The organism is Streptomyces sp. NPDC037100, assembly GCF_055606225.1.
In genome coordinates, this window is record NZ_JBVJSX010000002.1 from 558,980 (window position 1) to 571,135 (window position 12,156).

The 12,156-nt window shown below is 71.7% G+C and carries 11 protein-coding genes; 6 read left to right on the top strand and 5 right to left on the bottom strand.

Annotation, left to right across the window (positions count from 1 at the left end; all coding sequences use genetic code 11):
- The first annotated feature begins 31 nt into the window (after positions 1-31).
- From ACZ7EG_RS07680 to ACZ7EG_RS07695, 4 genes are all read left to right on the top strand, one after another.
- On the top strand, positions 32-1,018 hold the full coding sequence (locus ACZ7EG_RS07680) for a glycosyltransferase family 2 protein (protein ID WP_471073752.1): 987 nt from the start codon (positions 32-34) through the stop codon (positions 1,016-1,018).
- Positions 1,018-2,349, top strand: a complete 1,332-nt coding sequence (locus ACZ7EG_RS07685) for an alpha-2,8-polysialyltransferase family protein (RefSeq protein ID WP_471073755.1) — start codon at positions 1,018-1,020, stop codon at positions 2,347-2,349. Before ACZ7EG_RS07680 ends, ACZ7EG_RS07685 begins: the two co-directional genes overlap by 1 nt.
- 178 nt (positions 2,350-2,527) lie before the next feature.
- A complete protein-coding gene (locus ACZ7EG_RS07690; protein WP_471073758.1) occupies positions 2,528-3,682 on the top strand; it encodes an acyltransferase family protein in 1,155 nt (384 codons plus the stop codon).
- Between the two features lie 64 nt (positions 3,683-3,746).
- Entirely contained in the window at positions 3,747-4,667 is a 921-nt protein-coding gene (locus ACZ7EG_RS07695) for a class I SAM-dependent methyltransferase (RefSeq protein ID WP_471073761.1), read from the top strand.
- 14 nt (positions 4,668-4,681) lie between these two features.
- On the opposite strand, the gene ACZ7EG_RS07700 is transcribed toward ACZ7EG_RS07695, so the two are convergent.
- Positions 4,682-5,332 carry a TetR/AcrR family transcriptional regulator C-terminal domain-containing protein gene (locus ACZ7EG_RS07700; protein ID WP_471073764.1) on the bottom strand — a complete coding sequence of 217 codons (651 nt, stop codon included), beginning with the start codon at positions 5,330-5,332 and terminating at the stop codon, positions 4,682-4,684.
- A 74-nt stretch (positions 5,333-5,406) separates the two neighbouring features.
- Between ACZ7EG_RS07700 and ACZ7EG_RS07705 the strand changes: the two genes are divergently transcribed.
- Positions 5,407-6,807: an FAD-dependent oxidoreductase gene (locus ACZ7EG_RS07705; protein ID WP_471073767.1), complete on the top strand. Its 1,401-nt coding sequence runs from the start codon at positions 5,407-5,409 to the stop codon at positions 6,805-6,807.
- Between the two features lie 10 nt (positions 6,808-6,817).
- On the opposite strand, the gene leuE is transcribed toward ACZ7EG_RS07705, so the two are convergent.
- Both leuE and ACZ7EG_RS07715 read right to left on the bottom strand, forming a co-directional pair.
- A complete protein-coding gene (gene leuE, locus ACZ7EG_RS07710) occupies positions 6,818-7,465 on the bottom strand; it encodes a leucine efflux protein LeuE (protein ID WP_471073770.1) in 648 nt (215 codons plus the stop codon).
- Positions 7,466-7,512: 47 nt separating this feature from the next.
- Positions 7,513-9,093, bottom strand: a complete 1,581-nt coding sequence (locus tag ACZ7EG_RS07715) for an acyl-CoA mutase large subunit family protein (RefSeq protein WP_471073773.1) — start codon at positions 9,091-9,093, stop codon at positions 7,513-7,515.
- A 140-nt stretch (positions 9,094-9,233) separates the two neighbouring features.
- Between ACZ7EG_RS07715 and ACZ7EG_RS07720 the strand changes: the two genes are divergently transcribed.
- Positions 9,234-10,082: a L,D-transpeptidase family protein gene (locus tag ACZ7EG_RS07720; protein WP_471073776.1), complete on the top strand. Its 849-nt coding sequence runs from the start codon at positions 9,234-9,236 to the stop codon at positions 10,080-10,082.
- Positions 10,083-10,283: 201 nt separating this feature from the next.
- On the opposite strand, the gene ACZ7EG_RS07725 is transcribed toward ACZ7EG_RS07720, so the two are convergent.
- Entirely contained in the window at positions 10,284-11,447 is a 1,164-nt protein-coding gene (locus ACZ7EG_RS07725; protein ID WP_471073779.1) for a hypothetical protein, read from the bottom strand.
- Positions 11,447-12,121, bottom strand: a complete 675-nt coding sequence (locus ACZ7EG_RS07730; RefSeq protein WP_471073782.1) for an RNA polymerase sigma factor — start codon at positions 12,119-12,121, stop codon at positions 11,447-11,449. Before ACZ7EG_RS07730 ends, ACZ7EG_RS07725 begins: the two co-directional genes overlap by 1 nt.
- Positions 12,122-12,156 lie beyond the last annotated feature (35 nt).

Below are 12,156 nucleotides of genomic sequence, written 5' to 3' on the forward strand. Positions count from 1 at the left end.
AGCTGCCGGGCGGCCTCCTAACGTTTTGCGGGTGCCTAAGCTTTCCGTGATCGTGCCGTTCTACAACGTGCAGCAATATGCCCCGGACACGCTCAGAAGTCTGCGGTCGAACGCCGACCGAGATTTCGAGTTCATCCTGGTCGACGACCATTCCAAGGACGAAACTCCGGCCATTCTCGAACGAGCGGCCGAGGAGCTTTCGGACGTGGCTCAGGTGCGGTACATCCGCCACGAGCAGAACGGCGGGCTCGCCACCGCGCGCAACACCGGCCTGGACGCGGCGCAGGGCGAGTACCTGACGTTCCTGGACGGCGACGACTGGCTGGCCCCCGGTTACCTCGCCGAACTGGTGTCCGCCATGGACGACTTGGGGTGCGACTTCGTGCGCACCGACCATGTGCAGGCCACCGCGCGCGCCCGTTCCGTGCACCGGGTCCCGGTCGGGCGGCGCTGGGAGGCGTTCGACCCGCGGGAGGCGATCCTCCCCGCCCACCGCTCCACCTCCGTCGACTACGCCTACGCCTGGGCCGGCGCCTATCACCGCCGCTTGGCCGACAAGGGCGTGCTCCACTTCACCGACGGGCTGCGCACGGCCGAGGACCGGCCGTGGATCTGGAAGCTGCACCGCGAGGCGGAGTCGTTCGCCGTGGTGAGCCTGCTGGGCGTGTTCTACCGGCGCGGGGTGGCCTCGTCCCTGACGCAGATCGGTGATGTGCGCCAGCTCGACTTCATCCGGGCCTTCGACCAGGTGATCGAGGAGACGGCCGCGGACCGCGACGCCGACCGGCTGCTGCCCAAGGCGGTGCGTACCTACTGCGCGATCATCGCCCACCACCTTTCCAACGAGGACCGGTTCGAACCGGCCGTGGCCAGGCAGCTGCGGTCGATGAGCGCGGCGGCCATCAGGCGCATGCCGCAGGACGCACTCGCCGACGCACTGGAGGCCATGGACATGGACCGCTCGTCCAAGCTGCGGCGGCTGCGACGCCGGGTGACCACGACGGGAGCGGCCGCCTGATGCCCGGGACCACTCAGATCTTCTGCGCCTCGACGCTGTACGGCGTCGCCACCCTGGCCGCCGCGATCGACTCCGATCTCTTCGAGGAGCCGGACCGCCGGGTGCTGCTGGTGTTCAACAACTCCGCGACCCCGGAGACCACTCCGGCCCTCGACGAGATGCCGGGCTTCGCCCCGCTGCGCGAGCACTTCGACGAGGTGCTGTCCTGGAACGAGGCCATCCGTCCCTTCCACCCCGGGGCCTGGACGCCGCGCGCCGACGACATCCCGCTCTTCGAGCGCTATCTGCGGCTGCTGTGGGGCCTCGGCGACGACCGGGTGAGTCTGGTGCTCGAATCCATCCAGGTGGCGCCCGCCCTGACAGTGGCCCAGCTGTTCACCGACGCTCCCGTCGACGTCTACGCCGACGGGCTGATGAGCTACGGCCCCACCCGCAACAAGCTCGATCCGCTGGTCGGCACGCGCGTGCGCAGGCTGCTGCACCTCGACCTGGTGCCGGGACTCACGCCGATGCTGCTCACCGAGTTCGGCGTGCCGGCGCACTTGGTGCCGACGCCGGCCTTCCTGAAGGTGCTCGGCGAGGTCACCGAGACCGTGTCCGAACTGCCCGCCCTGCCCGGCGATTCGGCGCTGCTGCTCGGCCAGTATCTGTCGGCGCTGAACATCCTCTCCCCCGAGGAGGAGGAGGACCTGCACGTGCGGATGATGCGGGGCGCGGTCGCCCGCGGCCACCGCACGGTCGTCTTCAAGCCCCACCCGACCGCACCGGCCCGGTACAGCCGCGCCCTGGAGACCGAGGCGGAGAAGCTCGGCGTCGACCTCACGGTCCTGGACACGCCCGTGCTCGCCGAGGTGCTGTTCGACCGGACCCGGCCCGCGCTGGTCGTCGGCTGCTTCTCCACCGCGCTGTTCACGGCCTCCGCGTTCTACGACCTGCCGGTCGCGCGCATCGGGACCGAGCTGCTGCTGGAGCGGCTGACGCCGTATCAGAACAGCAACCGGGTACCGACCACGCTGGCGGACGCTCTGCTGCCCGACCTGGAGAGCGGCGAGGACGGTGACGTCCCGCCGGCCGAGCGGCTGTCGGCCCTCCTGACGACTCTCGGGTTCACCATGCAGCCGCAGATCTACCCGGACCAGCGCGCGCAGGCCGAACAGTTCCTCGCCCGGCACCTCGGCCCCCGTACCCGGCGCTACTTCAAGAAGCGCCGCCTCACCGCGCTCGGGCTACCCGGGGGCATTCCGCAGCGGCTGGCGTTCCTGCCGCGCAATTCCACGGCACGCCGGGTGGTCCGGCGGGCCCGGGCCCTGCGCAAGGCGGTACGCCGCTGAGCCGGTCCCGCCCGGCGGCCCGGCCGGCCCCGGCGACATCCAGATGAACCCATGGGGACCGGCAGGCGAAGCCTGTCGCCATCGAACATGATTCCGTCAACTCTCGTCCTAGGGTGACAGGCGCCCGCCCACAGGCGGCTCAGGCAAAGGACATACGAGCCACACAGAGGTTTTCAGCGTGACCGAGACGGTCGTCAGCACCCACAAGCCACAGCCCGGCGTCGCCGTGCTGGTCGAACCACCGGGCGCCACGACCGTCCCACGGCGCAGAAGGGAGTCCGGGGGCCGGCTGCGCGCCCTCGACGGACTGCGGCTGGTGGCGGCGCTGATGGTGGCGCTGTACCACTACGGCGGGCGCGGCGGTGAGGTCGCCCAGGCCTGGGGCACCTCGCCGAGGGAGCAGTTCCCGACCCTGCACTCCCTGTTCGCCTACGGCTGCCTCGGCGTCCAGGTCTTCTTCGTGATCAGCGGGTTCGTGATCTGCATGAGCGGCTGGGGCCGGCCCCTGAAGTCGTTCTTCGCCTCCCGTGCCTCCCGGCTGCTGCCCGCCTACTGGGCGGCGGTCCTGCTGGTGACCGGCGTCTTCGCACTGCCGGTGGTCGCCTACAAGGCGGTCTCGCCGAGCGACGCCCTGGTGAACCTGACGATGCTGCAGATGCCCCTGGGCGTGGACCGGGTGCTCGGCGTGTGCTGGACCCTGTGGGCTGAGGTCCGCTTCTACGCCCTGTTCGCCCTGTGCGTCGTGCTGCCCGGGGCGAACCGCCGCCGGGTGGTCATGTTCTGCGCGGGCTGGATGCTGGCGGCCGTGATAGCCGAGAACGCGAACATGCCCCTGCTCGACATCGTCCTGATGCCCGAGTACGCGCCCTTCTTCATCGGCGGCGTCGGCCTCTACCTCGTGCACCGCGACCGGCGGGACGTCCACGGGTGGGGCATCGTGGCCGTCAGCTGGCTGATCGGCCAGCACTACGCGGTGCAGTCGCTGTGGCACGCCCCCGACCCGGAGGCCTTCTCCTACCGCTCGTCGTTCGGGATCGTCGCCGTCGTCACGTTCGGCTTCGTGGCGGTCGCCGCGATCGCGCTGGGCCTGCTGGGCCGGGTGAACTGGCGGTGGCTGACGGTCGCGGGCGCGCTGACGTACCCCTTCTATCTGGTCCACGAGCATCTCGGCTGGGTGGTGATCCAGGCCCTGCACCGTGGTCTGGGGCTGGCTTCCGGGGTGACCTTCGGGCTGACGGTGGCGTCAATGCTGCTGCTGGCGTGGCTGCTGCACAAATATGTGGAGAAGCCGCTGACGCCCCGGCTCCGGGCGGCTCTGACGAAGACCCGCTGACGCTGTTCACGGGACGTTCAGCAGGCCGTCGATCGGGGCAACGCTCAAGGAGAAGGCTCGTCTCATGACCCACGCACAAGCGACCGAAGCGCACCCCGGCGAACTCGCAGACGTCCCGGGCTGGTTCCCGGCCCTGGACCAGACGCTGTTCACCTGGCTCCTCGAACAGCAGAAGAAGTCCGGCATAAAGGGTGACCTGCTGGAGCTCGGCGTCTACCTGGGCAAGAGCGCGATCCTCCTCGGCCACCACCTTCAGGACGGCGAGCGGTTCACGGTCTGCGACCTGTTCGAGGGCGACGCCCCGGACGACGCCAACAAGGCGGAGTCGGCCAAGTCGTACGCCTCCCTCACCCAGCAGGCGTTCGAGCGGAACTACCTCTCCTTCCACGACACCCTGCCCACGGTGATCACCGGTCCCAGTTCCCTGGTGGAGGAGAAGGTGGCCCCGGACTCCTGCCGCTTCATCCACATCGACGCCTCGCACCTGTACGAGCACGTGTACGGCGACATCGGCGCGGCCCACGACATCCTGCTGCCCGAGGGCATCGTGGTCCTGGACGACTTCCGGTCCGAGCACACCCCGGGTGTCTCGGTCGCCGCCTGGGAGGCCGTCCTCAACCGCGGTCTGCGCCCGATCTGCCTCAGCACGCAGAAGCTGTACGCGACCTGGGGTGACCCCGAGCCGCTCCAGGAGGAGCTGCTCGCCATGCTCCGGTTGCGCACGGACGTCGGGCTGAGCGTGCAGGAGGCTGCCGGGCACCGGCTGATCCGGACCCGTTCCCGGGGCATGAAGCCACCGGCCTTCCCGCCCTCGCGACACTACGTGGAGCCCGCGCCCGCACCGGTCCCCGCCCCCGACGTCAGCGATGCGCGTGCGGCGCGGCCGGCCCGGCCCGCCCCGTCCGCGGCCCGCCGGCTCGCCAAGGACCTGCTGCCGCCCGTCATCACCCGGGCCGTACGACGGGCCCGCGCGAAACGGTCCTGACCCGCCGGACCGCGTCATGGGATGCCGTAGCGCGCCCCGATCCCGTCGATCACGAGGGCGAGTCCCTCCTCGAAGTGCCGGTCGTAGTCCTCGAAGATCTCCGCGCCCGCCTGGGCCGACAAGGGAAAGTCGGCCATCAGGCGGGCGCGTTCGTCCGTGTCGTAGCCCTCGCAGCGCTCACCCGGCAGCGGCTGGACGCCCTGCTCCTCGGTGACGAAGCCCAGCGTGTACAGGTACGCCGTGGTGAGCGCGCGGGCCGCCTGGGCGAGGGTGAACCCGGCGGTGGTGAGCAGGCGCAGGTTGTCCTCCATCGGTCCGGCGTGCTCGATGCCGGTGAAGCGTGAGCCGCTGAAGACCTTCGCGCCGTCCCGGTACCCGAGCAGGGCCGCGCGCAGGCCCCGGTTGGCCTTGAGCAGCCGGTCCTGCCAGGTGTCGGCCGGGTCGAGGGCGGTCCCGGCGACCATCCGGCGGTACATCTCCGTCGCCATCTCGTCGAGCAGCGCCTGCTTGTCCTTGAAGTGCCAGTAGAGGGCGGGCGCCTTCACGTCCAGCTCGCGGGCGATGGCGCGCAGGGTCAGGCCGTCGAGGCCCACCTCGTTCAGCAGCCGCAGCGCGGTGTCCGCGACCCGGCGGCGGTCGAGGGGCTCGCGTCGTTCTGTACTCACGCTTGACAACTTAACACCGTTAAGGCAATCCTCGGGAGCGAGGTTACTTAACAACGTTAAGGAGAGTGGGGCCGATGGACACGGACGTGCTGGTGGTGGGCGCGGGCCCGACGGGCCTGGCACTCGGGATCGACCTCGCCCGGCGGGGCGTGGCCGCGCTGGTCGTCGAGCGGGCAGGGGCGTTGTTCCCCGGCTCGCGCGGCAAGGGGATCCAGCCGCGCACGATGGAGGTCTTCGACGACCTGGGCGTGCTCGACGCGATCCGGGCGGCGGGCGGCCCCTACCCGATGGGGGTGATCTGGCAGGACGGCGAACGGGTCGGCGAGCAACGGATGTTCGACGCGGCCGAGCCGAGCGAGGACGCGCCGTACACCGAGCCGTGGATGGTGCCGCAGTGGCGCACGCAGCAGATTCTGCGGGCGCGGCTGGAGGAGCTGGGCGGACAGGTGGCGTTCGGCCGGGAGGTCGTCGGGCTGACCCAGGACGTGGACGGGGTGCGTGCCGAGTTCGCCTCGGGCGAGGCCGTCACCGCCCGGTACACCGTGGCGGCGGACGGCGGCCGCTCGACCGTGCGCAGGCTGCTCGGCATCGGCATGACGGGCGAGCTGGTCGACCCGAACCCGACGCTGGTGGCGGACGTCCGGATCAGCGGCCTGGGCCGGGACGACTGGCACATCTTCCCGCCCGGCGAGGGCTACGGCTTCCTCGCGATCTGCCCGCTGGCCGGCACCGAGGACTTCCAACTGGTGGCGCAGTTCCCGGAGGGGACGGCCCCGGACCTCTCGCTGGAGGGCGTACGCAAGGTCGTCGCCGCACGTTCGCACCTCGCACCGGAGTCCGTCACGCAGCTGCGCTGGGCCTCGGACTTCCGCCCCCGGGCGGCCCTCGCGGACCGCTTCCGTTCCGGGCGGGTCTTCCTCGCCGGTGACGCGGCGCACGTGCACTCCCCCGCGGGCGGCCAGGGCCTCAACACCAGCGTCCAGGACGCCTACAACCTGGGCTGGAAGCTGGGCGCGGTGCTGCGCGACGGCGCGGACCCGGCCCTGCTCGACTCCTACGAGGAGGAGCGTCGGCCCATAGCCGCCGATGTGCTCGGTCTGTCCACGCGCGTGCACCGCGGCGAGACCCGGCGCGGCGAGGCGACCCGCCAACTGGGGATCGGCTACCGGGAGTCACCGCTCACCCGCGAGACCCGGACGCACCCGGGCCCGCTGCGGGCGGGCGACCGCGCACCCGACGGGAGGGTGGCCGGTGTCCGGCTCTTCGACGCGTTCCGCGGCCCGCACTGGACACTGCTGGCGCTCGGGGACACGCAGGCACCGGACCTCGGCGCACGCATCCCGGTCGTACGGGGCCCCGCACCCGCCGTGTACGGGCCCGGCCTGTACCTCGTCCGCCCCGACGGCCATGTCGGCTGGGCCGGGGACACGGCGGCCGGGCTCCCGGACCACCTGGCCCGCTTCGGCCAGGGCTAGTCCGGGCGCGCTACGAACTCGCCAGCGACAGCTTCACCGCGAACCCCAGGAACAGCGCACCCGCCGCCGAGGTCGCCCCCGCCGACAGGCGCCTGCGGCGGCGGAAGGCGGCGGCCAGCCGGGTGCCGCCGAAAATCAGCGCGCTGAGGTAGAGCACGCTGGCGAACTGGGCGAGGGCGCCGAGGACGACGAAGGACAGGGCGGGGTAGGCGTACCCCGGGTCCACGAACTGCACGAAGAAGGCGACGAAGAAGAGGATCGCCTTGGGGTTGAACAGGCTGACGACGAAGGCACGGCGGAAGGGCCGCTCCTCGGCGGGCGCGGGCGCCTCGTCGCCGGCGGTCCGCTCCGCACGTGTCCGCCACATGCCCCACGCGGCCCGCAGCATGCCGATGGCGAGCCAGGTCAGATATCCGGCCCCCGCGTATTTGACGACCGCGAACAACACGGCGTTCGCCTGGAGCAGCGAGGCGACTCCGGCCGCGGACAGCGTCATCAACACCGTGTCCCCGCACCAGACTCCGGCCGAGGCGGTGTACCCGGCGCGCACGCCACGGCGGGCGGCCACGGACAGCACGTACAGCGAGTTGGGACCGGGCAGCAGAACGATCAGGACGAGGCCCGCCAGGTAGGTGGGCAGATCGACGACACCGAACATGCGAATGAGTGTCGCACGCAGGTCAGACATCCCCGCCCGGCTGCGGGTCAGAAGACGTCGGACGGGACGTACGCCCCCCACACCTCGCGCAGCGCGTTGCACACCTCGCCCACGGTGGCCCTCGCCCTGAGTGCCTCCTTCATGGGGTAGAGGACGTTGTCCTCGCCCTCGGCGGCCTTCCTCAGGGCGGCCAGGGCCGCGTCCACGGCCGGCTGGTCGCGCTCCGCGCGCAGGGTGGCCAGGCGTTCGGCCTGCCGGGCCTCGATGGCGGGGTCGACGCGCAGCGGCTCGTAGGGCTCTTCCTCGTCGAGCTGGAAGCGGTTGACGCCGACCACGACCCGCTCGCCGGAGTCCGTCTCCTGGGCGATGCGGTAGGCGTTGCGCTCGATCTCGTTCTTCTGGAAGCCGTGCTCGATGGCGTCGACGGCGCCACCGAGTTCCTCGACCTTGGCCATCAGCTCCACGGCGGCGGCTTCGACGTCGTCGGTCATCTTCTCGATGACGTAGGACCCGGCGAAGGGGTCGACGGTGGCGGTCACATCGGTTTCGTGGGCGAGGACCTGCTGGGTGCGCAGCGCGAGGCGGGCGGATGTGGCGGTGGGCAGGGCGATGGCCTCGTCGAAGGAGTTGGTGTGCAGCGACTGCGTCCCGCCCAGCACCGCGGCCAGCCCCTGCACGGCGACGCGGACCAGGTTGACCTCGGGCTGCTGGGCCGTCAGCTGCACCCCGGCCGTCTGGGTGTGGAAGCGCAGCATCAGCGACTTGGGGTTCCTCGCGCCGAACTCCTCACGCATCACCCGCGCCCAGATCCGCCGCGCCGCACGGAACTTCGCCACCTCCTCCAGCAACGTCGTGCGGGCCACGAAGAAGAACGACAGGCGGGGCGCGAAGTCGTCGACGTCCATGCCGGCCGCGACCGCGGTGCGCACGTACTCGATGCCGTCGGCCAGAGTGAAGGCGATCTCCTGCGTGGGCGAGGCACCCGCCTCGGCCATGTGGTAGCCGGAGATCGAGATGGTGTTCCACTTCGGGATCTCGGCCCGGCAGTACTTGAAGATGTCCGCGATCAGCCGCAGTGACGGCTTGGGCGGGAAGATGTAGGTGCCCCGGGCGATGTACTCCTTCAGCACGTCGTTCTGGATCGTGCCCGTCAACCGGTCCGCCGGGACCCCCTGCTCCTCGGCCACCAGCTGGTACAGAAGCAGCAGCAGGGCCGCCGGGGCGTTGATCGTCATCGACGTCGAGACCTGGTCGAGCGGGATCCCGCCGAACAGCACCCGCATGTCCTCGATCGAGTCGATGGCCACCCCCACCTTGCCGACCTCGCCGTGGGCGATCGGCGCGTCGGAGTCGTGGCCCATCTGGGTGGGCAGGTCGAAGGCGACCGACAGCCCCGTCGTGCCATGGGCGATCAGCTGCCGGTAGCGGGCGTTGGACTCCGCGGCCGTGCCGAAACCGGCGTACTGGCGCATGGTCCAGGGCCGGCCGGTGTACATCGACGGATACACACCACGGGTGTACGGGTACGCCCCCGGCTCCCCGAGCTTCTCCGCCGGATCCCAGCCCTCCAGGTCCTGCGGACCGTAGAGCGGCTCGATGGGCAGTCCGGACTCCGACTCACGCGCCATGGTGGGTTGCCTCCCGCAGAGCAGTGACCTCGCTCACCACCATGCCCCCTGGTTCGCGGCGGGTCACGCCCGGGGAACATCTCAGGTGACATCCGGGCGTGCCGGTGAGACGAGCGGGGGGCCGTGTGCGTAGTACGGGCATGGGGAGAGCGTTCGTAGCGGGACTCGCCGTACTGGCCGCGCTGACCGGCTGCACGGTGCAGACGCCCGACGGCGAGGGCAAGCGCCGCTCGCCGGTGCACATCGAGCTGCCCAGCAGCACCCCGTCGCAGGGCCGTACGCCCGCCGGTGGCGGCGCCACGCCGCGTTCCGCGCCGCCGTCGGGCGACGACAAGCCCCGTGCCGCTCCCACCCCGCCCCGCGTGCTGTGGTCACGCGGCGACACCGGCCGCGGCGTCCGGGAGCTCCAGGCCCGGCTGCGCCAGGTCGCCTGGCTCTTCGAGGGCCCGACCGGGAGGTACGACGAGCCGACGCGACGGGCGGTCAGCGGCTTCCAGGGCAAGCGCGGGCTGCCGCGCACCGGGACGACCGACGCCGTCACCTGGCAGCGGCTGCTGGGCATGACGCGCGAGCCGGGCCACTGGGACCTGTACCTGATGGGCGGCCAGTCGGCCGACCCGCCGGACCCGCGCTGCCGGTCCGGCCGGGTGCTGTGCATCGACAAGACCAGCAGGACACTGCGCTGGATGATCGACGGGCGGACCGTGTCGACGATGGCGGTCCGCTTCGGCTCGCAGGGCACGCCGACCCGGGAGGGCGTCTTCTCCGTCTACTGGAAGTCCCGCGACCACGTCTCGACGCTCTACGACTCGCCCATGCCGTACGCGATGTTCTTCAGCGGCGGCCAGGCCGTGCACTTCTCGGCGGACTTCGCCGCCCGGGGCTACGCGGGCGCCTCGCACGGCTGCGTCAACGTACGGGACGAGGTGGCGATCGCACAGCTGTACGCGCAGGTCCGCAACGGCGACAAGGTCGTCGTGTCCTGGTGACGGCGGGGAGAGGAAGTTGGGGCGCGGGCGGGACCGGGGGAACGTGTCCCGCCCGCGCTCAGTGCACGAGCCGTAGGTACGGGGGGAACCCCGGCTCTGTGCGACGGCCGATGACCAGTCGGCTCACTCATTACTGCGCCAGGGCGGCCGAAAACGTCACACCCTCGGCCGGGCCATTTTCATGGAGTACGAAACCGCAGGTCACAGCGTCGCAGGAGTGGTCCCGGCCGGCCGGATCCGGTCACGGCCCGCGTCGTCACCGTCGTCCCAACCTTTTCCGGCCCGCTTCTGGGACCTCGGCTCGGCCTGCCGCTCGGCCTGCCGCTCGGCCTTCTGCTCGGCCTTGTCCTGCTTCCGGTCCTGCTGACGGTCCTGCTTCCGGTCCTGCTGACGGTCCTGCTTCCGGTCCTGCTGACGGTCCTGCTTACGGTCCTGCTGCCGGTCCTGCTGACGGTCCTGCTGCCGGTCCTGCTGACGGTCCTGCTTCCGGTCCTGCTGACGGTCCTGCTGCCGGTCGCGGTCCGCGCCCTTGCCCTGCTGCTGTCCCTGGTCCGCGCGGTCGTCGTTCCGGCGCTCCTTCGAGCGGGGGCCGGCCGAGGACAGGACGCCCTTGCAGTACCGCGACACCCGCAGGTCGCCCGCCGCGTCCCGCAGGGCTCGCCTGCGGTCGGGGTCCGGCCGCTTTCCGTCGCGCAGGTCGCGGCAGGCGGCGGTGATCTCGCTGCGGCGGTCGCCGGAGCGGTCCTTCTGCTCGTCCGGCGCCGGGGCGGCGTCGTCGCGCTGCTCGTCCCGGCCCTGCGCAGGGGCGTCGTCAGGGGTGGAACCCCCCTGGACGGCGCCGCTCGGCGACGGCGACACCAGCGGGCGCTCCGAATGAGTGACAGAGGCCGAGACGGAGGCGCCGGGCTGCGGCTCGTCGCCGCCGAACGGTGCCCTCAGGACTCCGGTTCCGGCGGCGAGGGCGACCCCGCCGGCCATGCCGACGGCCAGCGCGGCGGCCAGGGCAAGGCGTACGGGGCGGGCCCAGCGGGGCGGCCGGACGGTGCCGGTGCCGCTGTCACCGGGGGCTCCTATCCGGACCAGCCCGGCGTCGGTGACCGGGGCGACGGCCTGTCCCCCGGTGTCCGTACGGGCTGCGGCCGCGTCGGCGCGTTCCGCGCGGACCTTGCGGAAAGCGGCCACCGCGGCGGCCTCGCCAGGGAGTTCATCGCTGGTCAGCGGGGGTGTGGCGGACAGCGCGCCGAGGGTCCTGGCCAGGTGTTCGGCCTGCTCCCGGCCGGCGCCTTCGACAGCTGCGGGTGGCTCTCCGCTCAGCAAACGCTCCGCCGTTTCGCGGTCCAGCCACCTGTACTGCTCGTCGGCCATCACACATCCTTCTGCGTCCGCGCGACGCTGTGCGTCACACCGGCGGACGTCACCGCACCGCCGCGCGGTTCTCTCTGGGGCGGCAGGGCGTCGAGCACCCCGGCCGATTCCGGATCGGCCTGCGGATCGCCGCCGAGCAGCTCGGCGAGCCGCTTCAGGCCCCGGTGCGCCGCCGTGCGGACCGCGCCCGGGCGCTTTCCGAGCGTCTCGGCGGCGGTCTTCGCGTCGAGCCCCACCACCACACGCAGCACGACTGCTTCGGCCTGGTCCTGCGGCAGCCGGGATATCAGGGAGAACGCGCCGTTCGTGGCGAGCGCCTCGATGGCCTCACCGGCGGTGTCCGACTCGGCGGCGCGGCCGGTCAGCTCGGTCTCGTCGCCGCCGATCGCGGGCCGGCGACCACGCATGCGTATGTGGTCCAGGGCGCGGTTGCGGGCGATCCGGGCGGCCCAGCCGCGGAAGCGGTCCGCGTCGCCGGTGAACCGCTCCAGATCGCGGGCTATCTGGAGCCACGCCTCGGACGTCACGTCCTCGGCGTCGGGGTCGCCGACCAGCGTCCGTACGTACCCGAGCAGCCGCGGATGCACGGTGCGGTACACAGTCCGGAACGCGTTCTCGTCTCCGTCCTGTGCCGCGCGCACCGCGGCGGTCAGCTCCGCGTCGTCCCCCAGCACCGCGCGCCCTTCTGCGCCTGAACCGGCGCCGCCTT